The following is a 14269-nucleotide window of genomic DNA, read 5'->3' as shown; positions in this document are numbered from 1 at the left end:
GATCACCGCCCACGCCTTCTCCGTCAACTCACCCCGACCAACCACGCCGCAATTCAACCGGACCGCAGCTAGATCACTTACAGGACACTCCCTAACCGACCCACAAGATTGTTAACAATCTTGCAGTGAGTCTTGTGTTCAATATCTCAGCCGATGTAGTTTCAGACACCTTCGCACCCCCGGACGAAAGGGACGAAGATGTCCGCAGGAGTCACCGGCGGCCCCGCCGCCGCATCGGTCCGGCTGTCCCTCCGGGTGACCGCGTTGTGCTGGGTCCTCGTCCTGCTCGACGGGCTCGACCTGTTCGCCTACGGGGCGACCCTGCCGGGCGTGCTGGCCGACAAAGACTTCGGCCTGACCCCGGTCAGCGGCGGCACCATCGGCAGCCTGACGACGTTCGGGATGATGCTCGGTGCCCTGACCTCCGGCATCATCACCGACCGCGTCGGCCGCCGGAAGATCATCATCACCGGCGTCACCGTCTTCTCGCTCGCCGCAGCCGCCTGCGCCGCCGCCCCCACGGTCGACTTCTTCGGCGCGGCCCGGTTCGTCGCCGGCCTCGGCCTCGGCGGCCTGCTGCCGTCGGCGATCGCGATGGTCATGGAGTACGCGCCGGCTTGGCGCAAGAACCTCGCCGTCACCACGGTGATGACCGCCCACCAGGCAGGCGGTGCACTGGCCGGCGCGCTCGGCATGACGCTCGTCCAGTCGCTGGGCTGGCGTTCGGTGTACTGGCTCGGCGCGCTGCTGCTCGTCCCGGTCCTCCCGGCGATCGCCTTCCTGCTCCCGGAGTCGCTGACGTTCCTGCTGGCCAAGGGAAAAACCGGACGCGCACAGGCGATCGCGGCCAAGTTCGCGGTGCCGCTCGAGGCGTTCGCGCCGGAGCCGGCCGTCGACCGCCGCGGCGGCCTGCGCGGCCTGTTCACCCCGGCCGTCCGGCTGACGACGCTGCTGTTCTGGATCGCCTCCTTCGCCGGGCTGTTGCTGGTCTACGGCGTCAACACGTGGCTGCCGACGATGATGCGCGGCAACGGCTACAACCTCGGCTCCGCGATCAGCTTCCTGCTGGTGATCAACCTCGGCGGCATCGCGGGCATGCTCGTCGCGGGCCGGCTCGCGGACCGCTTCGGCGCGCGGCCGGTCGCGATCATCTGGTTCGCGCTGACCGCGTGCGGGGTCGGCCTGCTGGCGCTGCGCATGCCGCTCGCCGTGACGTACGTGGTCGTGTTCCTCACCGGCGCCTGGCTGTTCAGCGCGCAGACGCTGATCTACGCGGCGGTGGGCGCCTACTACCCCGCCGACAGCCGGGCCACGGCGCTGGGCTGGGTGTCCGGGGTGGGCCGGCTGGGCGCGGTGTTCGGGCCGTGGCTGGGCGGCGTCCTGGTCGCGAGTGGACTGTCCACTTTGGGCTTCGCCGTCTTCTCGGTCGCCGGTCTGCTTGGCGCGGTGATGGTGGCCCTGGTGCGCCAGAAGGCCCACCGCAGCCACGTCCCGGCAACGCAGAACGCTTGACCGCGCCGAAAACTACTGCCGCAGGAACTTCGTCGGCAACCCGAGCGCCTCGACGACCCGCTCGATGGCGCCCCCGAACTGCTCGAAGTCCTCCCCCAGCGGCTCGACGACCAGCCGGCGCACGTTCGCCACGTGCGCCGGCGCCGACGCGTCGAGGTGCGCGCGCCCGGCGTCAGTCAGTTTCGCCACGGTGAAGCGACGCCCCTGGCCGGTGCGCACCGTCCGCGTCACCCAGCCCCGGTCCTCGAGCCGCGCGACCGCGTGCGAAATCCGCGGGAGCGACCCGTTCGCCATCTCCGCGACTTCGCTCATCCGCAGTGTTTCTTCGGGCACGACCGCCAGGCGGGCCAGGATCATGTACCCGAGCAGCGTGAGGTCGGCGTCGCGCAGAAGCTGGCTTTCCAGCGCCCCGGGCAGGTTGAGCAGGACCTTCGCCAGGTTGACCCACACCCGTTCCTGCCGGCTGTCGAGCCACTCGACCTGCTGTTGTCCGTTGTCCACCGCTTGACTTTAACACGCAACCCAACCTATCTTGGGTTTAACACGCAACCCAAGGAGGAGCGATGACCACCGCTGCCACACCCACCTCGGCCGTCGCCCTCCGGCTCGGCGTCGCCGCGCTGGCGGCCCTCGCCGTGAACACCGCCATCTACCTGGTGGCCGCCGCGCTCGACGACGGCGGCATCGGCATGGGCCTCTCCCCTGCCTCGTACCTGCCGGCCACGGTCGTCGGGGTCCTGCTCGGCGCGGCCGGCTGGACGCTGATCGCCCGGCGCGCGCCGAAGGCCCTGCGCGTGGTCGTGCCCGCGGTGCTCGCCCTCACCTGGATCCCGGACGTCCTGCTCCTGACGGCGGGCGCGACGGCGGCCAACGTCGTCGGGCTGATGCTGATGCACCTCGTCGTCGCGACCGCGGTCGTCACCGCGATGCGCCGCGCCTAGTCCGCTTCCAGCATCGGCACCAGGAACTTCCGGGCCAGCGCCCGCACCTGCTCGTCGTCGTCGAGGTCGACGACGTGGCTCGGCGTCACCAGGAACGACGCCGAAACGCGGGCCATCAGCTCCGCGACGAGCTCCACGTCCACCTCGGCGGAGACGGTTCCCGCGGCCTGCTCGCGGTGGAGCTGACCCGCGACGAACCGCTGCACCGCGGCGAGGGTGTGCCCGCCGTCGCTGATCATCGCCGGCACCAGCACGTCCGGCTCGACCGCCATCAGCCCGCCGATCAGGCGGTTGTTCCGAATCGCGCGCAGCGCGCTGGCGAATCCCAGCACGACCCGGTCGGCGGCGGTCGTGGCCTGCTCGATGTCGACCAGGAACTGGTCGAAGTACCGGCGGAACTCCCGCCGCACGACGCGTTCCACCAACGCGTCCTTGGTGGCGAAGCGCCGGTAGACCGTGATGCGGGAAACCCCGGCGCGCTTGGCGACGTCTTCCATCGTCGAGCGCCGGATCCCCATGCGGCAGAACTGTTCGAAGGCGCCGTCGAGCACGCGCTCGGTCATCTCGTCGTGGTCGCCGGCGGGGCCGACGGCTTCGGCGAGCGCGCGTTCCAGCAGTGATTCCGGGCCCGGTGTCATCCCGCCGGATCGTACCGGTTCCACCGTCACCCCCGTTTGGTCCTGTCCTGCCGGGTCGGCCTGTGCTCTCCTGGTGAAGATACGCGATTACGTCTCGCGTATCACCGTATCATCCAGGATCATCGCAGACTCGAAGAGGAGCTCGGCGCATGGACGGACTCAGTCGGCGGAAGATGTTGATCGCGGGCGGCGGGGCGCTGGGCGCGCTGGCCTCGCTGGGCGCCGCGGCCCCGGTCCGGGCGTTGGCGGACTGGACATGGGGACCGGCCGGCTCGGTCGCGGGCTCGGGCACCGGCGCCGATCCGCGCTGGGTGTGGGACGAGAAAGCGGACCCCCTGGTGGCGTCGATCATCGAGCGGGGTGACGTCGTCCGGGTCAACGCGCTGCTGAGGACGTGGAACCGCAACGACCAGCCGCTGCCGGCGGGACTGCCGGAAGACCTGCGGGCGTTCATCGAGAACGCGCGTCAGCTGCCCGCGTGGGCCGACCGCGCGAAACTGGCCCGGGCGGCCGGTTTCACCCAGACCAAGGGCACCTACCTCCTGCTCGGGTACGGACTGGGCAGCGGGATGATGAGCACCGCCATCCCCGGCGAGGCCCGCGCCGTCTACTACTCCAAGGGCGGCGCGGACATGAAGGACCGCATCGCGAAGACGACCAAGCTCGGCGTCGACCTCCACGAGCTGAACGCCTACCAGCCCGACGGCCACGTCATGGTGACGGCGGTCAAGACGCGGCTGGTGCACGCCGCGGTCCGGCACCTGCTGCCGCAGTCCCCCGGCTGGTCGAGCACCGGCGGTGGGCGGATCCCGATCAGCCAGAACGAAATCCTCGTCACCTGGCACAGCCTGCCGACGTTCGTCATGCGCAAGCTCGCCGCGTGGCGGGTGCCGGTCAGCGCCGCGGAGTCCGCCGCTTTCCTGCACCTGTGGCAGGTCAACGCGCACCTGCTCGGCGTCCTCGACGAGTACATCCCGGCGTCGTGGGAGGCGGCCGAGGCGCAGTCCCGGCAGATCCTCGACCCGGTCATGGGCCCGACGCCGGAAGGCATCTCGCTGGCGGACACGCTCCTCACGATGGCGAGCCAGGCGGCCGGGCCCGGCGCACCCCTGGCCCGGCCCCTGCTCAACGCGCTGACCCGCTACGTGGCCGGCGACCAGGTCGCCGACTGGGTGAAGGTGCCGCGCGAGCCGGTCTGGGACCCGTTGATCCGCAGCGGTTTCCCGCAGTTCGTGGCCCTGCGCGAAAAGCTCGTCCCACTGCCGCTGATCCCGCCGATCGCCTGGACGATCGACGAAGCGGTCCGGCAGCTCCTGATGTTCTACCTGTCCGAAGGGAAACCGGTGAGCATCGAGATCCCGGACACCAACCGGCCCGCGTGACCCACGCACCCGGCGAGCAGGACGACCGCTCGCCGGGTCGCCCTGTTCCCTGCGTCACCTCGCTTGACGCCGTTAAGACGACCGGTCATATTAAATGACATCAGGTCAGGGAAGGACGAGGACATGAGCGAGATCAAGCCCCGGTTCCGCAGCATCGACGGGTTGTCCATCCGCTACGCCGAGAGTGACGGGCCGCGCGAGGCCGAGGCCCTGCTGCTGAGCCCGTGGCCGGAAAGCCTGTTCGCCTACGACGCGAGCTGGGCGCGGCTGGCCGAGCACGCCCACCTGGTCGCCGTGGACCTGCCCGGCTTCGGGCACTCCGAGCTGCGCGAAGACCTGCTGTCGCCCCGCGCGATGGGCGAGTTCGTCGTGCGGATCGCCGACGAGCTCGGGCTGGCGAAGCCGCACGTCGTGGGCCCGGACGTCGGCACCGGCGCCGTCCTGTTCGCCGCCGCCGCGCATCCCGGCCGGTTCCGCAGCGTCACCGTCGGCTCCGGCGGGACGTCGGTTCCGCTGAACCTCGGCGGTGTGCTGGACGAGTGGGTCCGCGCGGAGAACCTGGCGCCCTACCGCGCGCTGGGCCCGAAGGACGTCGTGAAGGTCGCCCTCGACAACATCGAGGGCTACGCGCTGCCGGAGGTCGTGCGCGAGGACTACCTCGCGGCCTACTGGGGGCAGCGGTTCGTCGACCAGATGCCCTACGTCCGGGCCTACCCGGCCGAGCTGCCCGTCCTGGGCGAGCTGCTGCCCGGCATCAAGACGCCGGTCCAGATCCTCGCCGGGAAGAACGATCCCGTGGTGCCGCCGGCCAACGCCGAGTACCTGCACGAGCGGCTGCCCCACAGCCGGCTCGACCTCATCGACGCGGGTCACTTCGCGTGGGAAGAGAACGCGGACGGTTACGCTCGCGCGATCACCGCCTGGTGGCAGGCGAACGCGCCGGTCCCGTCGGCTTGACCGGCGCGGCGGCGGAAGAGGAGATCCGGATGGCCAGGGCCAGCGTGCGCGAACAGATCGTGGACGCCGCGTACGAGCAGTTCCACCGGCACGGCTACAACGCCTGCGGGGTCAAGCTCATCACCGACAGCGCGGGCGTGCCGAAGGGCTCGTTCTACAACCACTTCGCCAGCAAGGAAGCGCTCGCGCTGGTCGTGATGGAGCGCTACGGCGCCACCCGGCGCGTGCCGGAGCTGGCGGACCAGTCCGTCGCGCCGCTGGCCCGGCTGCGCGCCCACTTCGAGTTCCTGGCCGCGGACATCGAGAAGTACGGCTACGAGCGCGGATGTGTGTTCGGGAACTTCAGCACCGAAACCGCCGACCACAGCCCCGCCATCCGCGACGGCCTCTTGACGAGCTTCGAGAGCTGGACGGTCGCCGTGGCCGACGCCATCCGGGAGGCGCAGGCCGACGGGTCCGTGACGACGGCCCAGGACCCGGAGATCCTGGGCCGGTTCCTCGTCAACGCCTGGGAAGGCGCCATCGTCGGCGAACGCACCGCCAAGGACGGCTCGGCCTTCGCCGCGTTCTTCACGACCGTGTTCGGCACGCTCCTGCGCTGAACCGGCTCACGGTGCGGTCGGCACCGCCTCCGAAGCCGCGGGCTTGAGTCGCGCCTGCCGGGTCCGCGGCCCGAAGATCGCCAGCACGACCGCGCCGACCAGCCAGGTCCCGGCGATGAACAGGAACACGCTCTGGTAGCCGCTCCCGTTGTACAGCGCGGCGACCACCAACGGTCCGGCGGCGTTCGACAGCCGGCCGAGGCCGTAGGACACGCCCGTCCCGAGCGACCGGCCCCGCGTGTCGAACAGCTCCGGCGAGTACGCGTACCCGAGCGCCGTGTACCCGCGCTCGAACAGGTTCACCAGGAAGCCGAAGACGACGATCAAGACCGGGTTGAACGTCAGCCCGTAGAACAGCCCGCACAACGCGATGACCGTGCCGAACGCGACCAGGCACCACTTGCGCTCGAACCGGTCGGTGACCAGGGCCGCGAGGTAGGACCCGAGCGGCGCGCCGACCGTCGTGAGGGCGACGTAGAAGACCGACTTCTCGACGCTGAAGCCCTCCTTGGCCAGCAGGGTCGGCGCCCAGCTCGAATAACCGAAGAAGCCGATCGTCTGCGTCACCCAGAGGACGGTCAGCAGCAGCGTCGGGTACAGGTACTTCTTCTGCAGCAGCAACCGCAGCGGCGCCTTGCCCACCGGGGCTTCCTCGATCGGTGGCGCCGGCTCGGGCAGCGGGCCCTTCTCCGCCGCGACCTGCTCCTCGATCTCGCGCAGCACCGCGTCGGCCTTCGCGTGCTCGCCGCGGCTTTCGTACCAGCGCGGGGACTCCTTCAGGTGCCGTGTGAACAGCACGAGCAGGACACCGAGCGCGCCCCACAGGTACACCAGCCGCCACGACCAGGAGTTGATCGGCACCACCGCGCTGGCGATCAGGTTGGTCACCGGCGTGCCGCAGATGCCGATCACGATCGCGTACGCCTGGTACTTGCCGCGGCTCGCCGCCGGGTACAGCTCGCTGACGTAGATGACCGCGACGACCGTCATCGCCGACAGGCCCGCCGACGTCAGGATCCGAAAAACGCCGAGGGACACGATGTCCCACGAGAACACCGCGGCGAAGGAGAAGACGCCGAACCAGACGGTCGTCCACATCAGCGCGTTCTTGCGGCCCCAGCGGTCGGCGAGCTTGCTCGCGATGACGGAGCCGAAGAACATGCCGACGAACGACAACGAGGTGACGTAGGCGACCTGGTCGACCGTCACACCCCAGAGCTTGATCAGCTTCGGCGCCGTGGTGGCGAAGCTGTTGATGTCCGCGAACTCGAAGAAGTAGGCGAACGAGACGGCGAGCAGGGTGATCTTGTGGAACCGCGAGATCGGCAACCGGTTCAGCCGGTTCAGCGCGTTGGCGTGCTGCATTGCATGCCCTTCAAGGGTTTCAGGGGTTTCAGGCGGTTTCGCCGGGCCAGTAGAGGCGCATCGGGTTGTCGACGAGCAGTTTTCGTTGTTGCTCGGCGGTTTCGGCGATCTGCGGGACGTAGTCGACCAGCAGGCCGTCGTCGGGCATGTGGTCCTTCAGGTTCGGGTGCGGCCAGTCGGTGCCCCACAGCACCCGGTCCGGGAACTCGGTCACGACGCGCCGGGCGAACGGGACGACGTCGGTGTAGGCGTGCCGTTCGCCGTCGAGCGCCGGCGGGCCGGTCACCGTGAGCCGCTCGGGACAGCTCACCTTGACCCAGACGTCGTTGCGGTCGACGAACTCCAGGAACCTCGCGAACTCCGGGCCGTCGACGGGTTTCGTGACGTCGGGGCGTCCCATGTGGTCGATCACGAGCGGTGTGGGAAGCTCACCGAAGAAGTCCTCGAGGTCAGACAGGTCGGGGGCCTCGAAGTAGAGGACGACGTGCCAGCCCAGCGGGGCGATCTTCTTCGCGATCGTCGTCAGGTCTTCATGGGGCGAGGCGTCGACGAGCCGTTTGACGAAGTTGAACCGGACACCGCGGACGCCTTGGGCGTCGAGTTCGCGAAGTTCTCTTTCGGCCACTTCGGGCCGGACGGTCGCGATGCCGCGCGCCCGGCCGTCCGCCGCCCGGACGGCGTCGAGCATGGCGGAGTTGTCGGCGCCGTGGCAGGTGGCCTGCACGATGACGTTGCGGGCGACACCGAGGTGGTCGCGCAGGCCGAAGAGCTGGTCCTTGCTCGCGTCGCAGGGCGTGTACTTGCGCTCCGGCGCGAACGGGAACTCCTGCTGTGGGCCGAAGACGTGGCAGTGCGCGTCGACGGCGCCGAACGGCAGCTCGAAATCCGGTGTGGACGGATCGGCGTGCCAGTCCAGCCAGCCGGGAGTCTTGGTCATCGACCTTGTCCCTTCAGGAGGGCGTCCAGCCGTGGGTAGACGGCGCGGGCGTTGTGCTCCCGGATCGCGGCCCAGTCCTCTTCGGACAGTTTCGCGGCTTCGGCGTACCGGCGGGTGTCGTCGAAGTGGTGGCCGGTGCGCGGGTCGACGCTGCGGACGGCGCCGACCATTTCGGACGCGAACAGGATGTTGCGCGCCGGGATGACGTCGAAGAGCAGGTCCGAGCCCGGCTGGTGGTAGACGCAGGTGTCGAAGAAGACGTTGCCCAGCAGGTGCTCTTCGAGCTCCGGCTTGCCCAGCGCCATCGCGAGGCCGCGGAAGCGGCCCCAGTGGTACGGGACCGCGCCGCCGCCGTGCGGGATGACCAGCCGCAGCGTCGGGAATTCGGCGAAGAGGTCACCCTGCACGAGCTGCATGAACGCGGTCGTGTCGGCGTTGAGGTAGTGCGCGCCGGTGGTGTGGAAGGCGGGGTTGACGCTCGTGCTGACGTGCACCATCGCCGGGATGTCGTACTCGACCATCTTTTCGTAGATCGGGTACCAGGACCGGTCGGTGAGCGGCGGGGCCGTCCAGTGGCCGCCGCTCGGGTCGGGGTTGAGGTTCAGCGCGACGGTGCCGTACTCCTCCACGCAGCGGGTCAGCTCGGGGAGGCAGGTGGCGGGGTCGACCCCGGGCGACTGCGGGAGCATCGCGGCGGGGACGAACCGGTCCGGGTAGAGCGTGCTGACGCGGTGGCAGAGCTCGTTGCAGATCGACGCCCACTGCGCCGAGGTCTCGAAGCCGCCGACGTGGTGGGCCATGAACGACGCCCGCGGCGAGAAGATGGTGAGGTCGATGCCGCGCTCGTCCATGAGCCGCAGCTGGTTCGGCTCGACGGTTTCGCGCAGCTCGTCGTCGCTGATCCGCAGGTCGGCCCGGGCGGGCGCGGGGGTGGCCCCGTCGAGGGCGGCGACCTGCTGGTCGCGCCACGCCGCGAGGGCGGGTGGGGCGGTGGTGTAGTGGCCGTGGCAGTCGATGATCACTGGTGTTCCTCGTCGCTCCGCATGCTTGATACTCGCACACTAATCGTTGATGAAATTGTTGACAATATCTGCGACGAGGTAGTGACAGAGGGGTGGGTGGCGGGGGACGGGGGGTGACGATCTTGCGGTGGGGGTGGCAGCGGCGCGGCGGAGACCGGCCGGTTGGGAGCGGAGGCGAATAAGGCCGGGGGCAGGCTGAGCGGGGGCCGCGGCGGCTTGGGCGATCCCCGCCGCAGCCTGGCGGTACCCGCGGCAACTTGCGCGGTCCCGCTCGGCGGCGACCAGCGAGCCTGCGAGGAGCGCCGCGAGGATGGGTGTGAGCCGCGCGCACGCCGCGGCGGAGGCCGGTCGGTCGGGGCCCGGAGGCAAGCAAGACCGAAGACAAGCTGAGCTGAGCCGCGCACGCCGCGGCGGCGGAGACCGGTCGGTCGGACCCCGGAGGCGAGCAAGACCGAAGGCAAGCTGAGCTGAGCCGCGTGCTGCGCTGCGCTGCGCCGCGCGGCGCGCAGCGGCGGGGTGCGGCGCGTGTGGCGTGGCGCGGCGTACGTGGCGCGGTGCTGCGCGGTGCGCCACTGCGCCGATCGAGTGAACCCCACGCCCCCGGATAAACCGTCTCTCCTCCCGGCAGTGAACCGGGCGAGCGGCGGCCGTCCCGGCCGGCCGGAGACGCCACCCCGGCGATTGGGAGACTCATGCGCGCGACACGGGCACTGATCGGCCTCACCACCCTCGTCACCGCCCTCACCGGAACGGCACTCGCGGCTCCGGCCGCCTCCGCCGCGACTCTCCACGACTGCCCCGACCTCTTCTTCTGCTTCTACTTCAACAGCAATTACCAAGGCGCCCACGCCACCTACACCTACTCGGACGGCAACCTCGACAACGAGATCTTCCGGTACGGCGGCACCAACGGCCGCGGCGTGCAGGTGAAGAACAACGCCGCCTCGGTCGTCAACAACGCCGAGTGGACCGCGACCGTCTACTACAACAGCGGCTGCAACGGCAGCGTCGCGTCGCAGTCGTTCGCCGCGTTCAGCGGCGGCAACTTCACCGCGACCATGAAGAACAACAACGCGAGCTTCAAGTGGCCTTCCGGACCGGTGCTCTTCAGCGACTGCGCCCAGCGCGACCAGGACTAGGACGGTGGCCGCGTCCGGTCGCTGCCTGGCCGCCGTCGCGCTGCTCGCCCTCGCCGGTTGCTCCGCGGCACCCGCCACCACACCCGGGTTCGATCTCGGCGCCGCGCTCGCGAAAGTGCCCGCCGACTTCTCGACCGTGCACGGCCTCGACCTCCCCCTCGACCGGTCGCTGCTGACGCCGGTCGAGGAGCTGGAGGTCATCAAGGCGCGCACCACCCTCGTCGAACGATGCCTCGCCGCCCATGGGATCACCCTTGCCCTCGCCCCCGTTGATCCCGTCCGGGACGCCGCCAAGCCGCGGCGGCACGGGCTCGTCGACGCCGGTGAGGCCGCCTCCTACGGCTACCGCGACCCGTCGGTCTTCGCCAAACCGCCCGCCGCGCCGGCCCCGCGACCGTCGCCGGAGGTCGTCGCGGTGATCACCGGTACGGCTACTGGGGACGTCGGTGGCCGGGCCGTTCCGGCCGGCGGCTGTGCCGGTGAGGCCGACCGGACGCTCGCGCCCGACGCGAAGCCCGGCCAGGAGCCGGTCGGGTTCGGGCTGAGCGGCCGCAGCCACGAGATCACCGGGACCACCCAGCCGGTGGCCGCGGCCGCAGCGAAGTGGTCGCAGTGCATGGCCGCGGCCGGGTTCCGCTACGCCGGCCCGGACGCCACCGTCAACGATCCCGCGTTCAGCTCCGGCCGCGCCTCCGCGCACGAGATCGCCGTCGCCACCCAGGACGTGCGGTGCAAGCAGCAGGCCGGGTGGGTCCCGACGTGGGTCGGGGTCGAGCGCGCCGTGCAGGACGTGCTCAGCCGTCCCTACGCCCGAGACCTCGCTCGCGAGCAGCAGCACAAGGAAAAGCAGCTTGCGGTCGCACGCGGGATCAACGGCTGAGTCCACAACGGACAGTCGCATCAGGACTCCGGGCCGCGCGCCCCACCGGTAGGTCGTGACGGCCGGCCCGGACGGGCGCAGCAGGTCGTGCGCGACCCGGCGGCCAAGCCGAACGCCGCCATCGAGGCAGAGCGCGGCCGCCTCCGAGGCCTCCCCCGAGTCGCAGCCCGGCAAAAATTACCAAAGGTAAGTTTCGACGGCTTCTTGACTTTACCAATGGTCAGGAGGAGAGTCCTCGCCACCTGATTCGTCTAGACCAATCGGCGCTCCCCGCATCCCCGTAGGAGGAGACCCATGTCCCGCAGAATCCGGACCACCACCGCCGCCCTGACCAGCCTCGCGACCGTGGCCGCCACCGCCATGGTCCTCTCCGGCGGGGCCGCCGCCAGCCCCGCCGCCGCCGACTGCGGCGTGCTGTTCGACGACTTCCACTACAGCTCCCCCACCGACCCCGCGTTCGGCGGCGCCGGCTGGACCACCCGCAACGACGTCGGCAGCCCCGGCGTGCCCGGCGCGCGGTGGCTCACGAGCAACATCAGCTTCCCGACGGCGAACGGCGAGCGCGTCGCACAGCTGACCGCCACCACCGACGGCAGCGCGGCGGGCACCACGCACGCTGAGCTCTACCAGAACCAGCTGCGCTTCTTCGACGGCACGTACGCCAGCCGGGTCCGCTTCACCGACGCGCCGGACAGCGGCACCGACGGCGACCACGTCAACGAAACGTACTTCACGATCTCGCCGCTGCGCTACGACCGCGACCCGCTCTACAGCGAGCTCGACTTCTCCGAGTACCTGCCCAACGGCGGCTGGGGCGGCTCGCAGGCCAACTACCAAACCAGCTGGTACACCTACTGGAACAACCCGACCTGGGACGGCCTGCGCACGTCCACCGCGCAGAACCGCAGCATGGCCGGCTGGCACGACATCGTCACGCAGGTCTCCGGCGGGCACGTGAAGTACTTCGTCGACGGCGTGCAGACGGCCGACCACACGACCGACGCCCAGGGCAACCCGGTGTACCCGCGGACGCCGATGTCGATCAACTACAACATGTGGTTCATCGACACCGCGGGCCACACGAGCGGGAACAGCGTCTACACCGAACAGGTCGACTGGACGTACTACGCGGGCAACCAGGTCGTCTCGCCGGCCGACGCCGTCGCGAAGGCCGGGCAGTACCGGACCGCCGGGACGTCCCATGTGGACACGGTCAACGGCTGCACCACGCCGACCACCCCGCCGACGACCCCGACCACCCCCACGACACCAACCACGCCGACCACCCCGACCCAGCCCGCCAACTGCTCGACGGCGGCGGAGTGGGACTGGGGCACGGTGTACCTCGGCGGGCAGCGGGTGAAGCACAACGCCCACCTGTGGCAGGCCAACTGGTGGACGCAGGGCTCCGAGCCGGGCCTCACCGCGCAGTGGGCCGACCTCGGCCACTGCTGACCCCGCGGACCGGCCGCGGCCCGGGCGCCAGGGACCAGCCCGGGCCGCGGCCACCTCCCCACCACCTCTCACTCCCCCGGGAACCTCAATGCGCAGACGCATCCTCGCCGCCGCACTGGCCGTCACCGCTGTGACCGCCGGCGCCTGTGGCACCGACTCCGCTCCCGCCGCGCAGAACGCGCCGGACGGGAAAGGCGGCCAGCTGACCGTCTGGCTGATGAACGGCGACCTGAGCGACAAGGCCACCGCGGCGATCAACGCCGCCTTCGAGAAGGCCACCGGCGCCAAGGTCACCGTGCAGATCCAGGAATGGGACAACATCAACACGAAGATCAGCACGGCGCTCGCCCAGGACACCACCCCGGACGTCATCGAGATCGGCAACACCGACGTTCCGCTCTTCGCCGCCAACGGGGCGCTCGCCGACCTCACTTCCCGCAAGGACGAGCTCGCCGCCGGCCAGACCTGGCTGCCCGGGCTCGCCGGACCGGCCACTGTGGACGGCAAGGTCTACGCCGCACCCCTCTTCGCCGGCAACCGGGCCGTCATCTACGACAAGCAGGTCTGGGCCGACGCCGGCGTCACGGCCGCGCCGAAGACCTTCGCCGAGCTGACCGCCGCCCTCGACAAGGTCAAGGCGAAGCACCCGGCCGCGGACTATTCGACCTTCCATTTCCCCGGCAAGTACTGGTACGGCGCCCTCCAGTTCGTCTGGGACGCCGGCGGGCAGCTCGCCACCGAGAAGGACGGGAAGTGGGCCGGCGCGCTCGAAAGCCCCGAGGCGCTCAAGGGCCTGCAGGCGTGGAAGGACTTCCAGGCCGCCTACTCCTCCCCCGCGTCCCGCAACGTCGACACGAAGGCGCCGGACCAGGCCGCGATCTTCTCCGCCGGCGGCGCGGGCGCCATCCTCGACACGAGCGTCAACACCGTGGTCAAGAACAAGCCCGAGCTGAAGGACCGCCTCGGCACCTTCCCGTTCCCCAGCGCCACCCCCGGGAAGACGCAGCCGGTGTTCCTCGGCGGGTCCGACCTGGCCGTCGCGGCCAAGAGCCGCAACTCCGACCTCGCTCTCGCCTACCTCAAGGCGGCGGCCGACCCGGCCGTGCAGCGTGAGGCGATCGTCGGCATCGACGGCTGGACGCCGATCTCGACCCAGCTGATCGACGAGGTCACCGCCACCCTGCCGCCGGTGAACGCCGCCTTCGCCACCGCGGCGAAGTCCAGTGTCGCGACCCCCGCCGCCCCCGGCTGGGCGACCATCGAGAGCGACAAGTCCATCAACACCTTCTTCGCCGACATCGCGACCGGACGCCGGCCGATCGCCGACGCCGCCCGGGACTTCGACGCCCACCTGACCGAGGCCCTCAACGCCCACTGACCGGCGGGGTGGCCCGGCCGACTGCCGTCCCCCACCGGGCCGCCCCGCCCCTTCGCGAAGG

At 70.4% G+C, this 14269-nt stretch carries 14 protein-coding genes; 9 read left to right on the top strand and 5 right to left on the bottom strand.

Translation table 11 applies throughout. From position 1 onward, the window contains the following. Positions 1-198 precede the first annotated feature (198 nt). Complete coding sequence (locus ACZ61C_RS47475) at positions 199-1512, top strand: MFS transporter (protein WP_465314595.1); 1314 nt, start codon at positions 199-201, stop codon at positions 1510-1512. Positions 1513-1524: 12 nt separating this feature from the next. Here the strand turns inward: ACZ61C_RS47475 and ACZ61C_RS47470 are convergent, their stop codons facing one another. Further along, positions 1525-2013, bottom strand: coding sequence for a MarR family winged helix-turn-helix transcriptional regulator (locus tag ACZ61C_RS47470; protein WP_465314594.1), 489 nt, complete (start codon positions 2011-2013; stop codon positions 1525-1527). A gap of 62 nt (positions 2014-2075) precedes the next feature. On the opposite strand from ACZ61C_RS47470, the gene ACZ61C_RS47465 reads away from it, so the two are divergent. After that, positions 2076-2453, top strand: coding sequence for a DUF6069 family protein (locus ACZ61C_RS47465; protein ID WP_465314593.1), 378 nt, complete (start codon positions 2076-2078; stop codon positions 2451-2453). Here ACZ61C_RS47465 and ACZ61C_RS47460 read toward each other — a convergent pair. Then, positions 2450-3091, bottom strand: a complete 642-nt coding sequence (locus tag ACZ61C_RS47460) for a TetR/AcrR family transcriptional regulator (protein ID WP_465314592.1) — start codon at positions 3089-3091, stop codon at positions 2450-2452. The two genes, ACZ61C_RS47465 and ACZ61C_RS47460, sit on opposite strands and share 4 nt — an antisense overlap. Before the next feature lie 149 nt (positions 3092-3240). On the opposite strand from ACZ61C_RS47460, the gene ACZ61C_RS47455 reads away from it, so the two are divergent. The 3 genes from ACZ61C_RS47455 (at position 3241) to ACZ61C_RS47445 (ending at position 6032) form a co-directional block, all read left to right on the top strand. Further along, a complete protein-coding gene (locus ACZ61C_RS47455; RefSeq protein WP_465314591.1) occupies positions 3241-4473 on the top strand; it encodes an oxygenase MpaB family protein in 1233 nt (410 codons plus the stop codon). Between the two features lie 123 nt (positions 4474-4596). Then, complete coding sequence (locus tag ACZ61C_RS47450) at positions 4597-5430, top strand: alpha/beta fold hydrolase (protein ID WP_465314590.1); 834 nt, start codon at positions 4597-4599, stop codon at positions 5428-5430. A gap of 29 nt (positions 5431-5459) precedes the next feature. Beyond that, entirely contained in the window at positions 5460-6032 is a 573-nt protein-coding gene (locus ACZ61C_RS47445; RefSeq protein ID WP_465314589.1) for a TetR/AcrR family transcriptional regulator, read from the top strand. A gap of 6 nt (positions 6033-6038) precedes the next feature. On the opposite strand, the gene ACZ61C_RS47440 is transcribed toward ACZ61C_RS47445, so the two are convergent. Genes ACZ61C_RS47440 through ACZ61C_RS47430 form a run of 3 tightly spaced genes read right to left on the bottom strand, consistent with a single transcriptional unit; the run spans position 6039 to position 9356 of the window. Then, entirely contained in the window at positions 6039-7397 is a 1359-nt protein-coding gene (locus tag ACZ61C_RS47440; RefSeq protein ID WP_465314588.1) for an MFS transporter, read from the bottom strand. A 28-nt stretch (positions 7398-7425) separates the two neighbouring features. Next, positions 7426-8334: an amidohydrolase family protein gene (locus ACZ61C_RS47435; RefSeq protein ID WP_465314587.1), complete on the bottom strand. Its 909-nt coding sequence runs from the start codon at positions 8332-8334 to the stop codon at positions 7426-7428. Continuing rightward, complete coding sequence (locus ACZ61C_RS47430; RefSeq protein ID WP_465314586.1) at positions 8331-9356, bottom strand: amidohydrolase family protein; 1026 nt, start codon at positions 9354-9356, stop codon at positions 8331-8333. Before ACZ61C_RS47430 ends, ACZ61C_RS47435 begins: the two co-directional genes overlap by 4 nt. A gap of 692 nt (positions 9357-10048) precedes the next feature. On the opposite strand from ACZ61C_RS47430, the gene ACZ61C_RS47425 reads away from it, so the two are divergent. The 4 genes from ACZ61C_RS47425 (at position 10049) to ACZ61C_RS47410 (ending at position 14208) form a co-directional block, all read left to right on the top strand. Beyond that, complete coding sequence (locus tag ACZ61C_RS47425) at positions 10049-10495, top strand: peptidase inhibitor family I36 protein (protein ID WP_465314585.1); 447 nt, start codon at positions 10049-10051, stop codon at positions 10493-10495. A 4-nt stretch (positions 10496-10499) separates the two neighbouring features. Continuing rightward, positions 10500-11375, top strand: a complete 876-nt coding sequence (locus ACZ61C_RS47420; protein ID WP_465314584.1) for a hypothetical protein — start codon at positions 10500-10502, stop codon at positions 11373-11375. A gap of 294 nt (positions 11376-11669) precedes the next feature. Next, positions 11670-12830, top strand: a complete 1161-nt coding sequence (locus ACZ61C_RS47415; RefSeq protein WP_465314583.1) for a carbohydrate-binding protein — start codon at positions 11670-11672, stop codon at positions 12828-12830. An 88-nt stretch (positions 12831-12918) separates the two neighbouring features. Continuing rightward, positions 12919-14208: an extracellular solute-binding protein gene (locus ACZ61C_RS47410; protein WP_465314582.1), complete on the top strand. Its 1290-nt coding sequence runs from the start codon at positions 12919-12921 to the stop codon at positions 14206-14208. Positions 14209-14269 lie beyond the last annotated feature (61 nt).

It is taken from the genome of Amycolatopsis sp. NPDC104587, from assembly GCF_055583645.1.
This window is presented reverse-complemented; position numbering and strand designations above follow the sequence as displayed.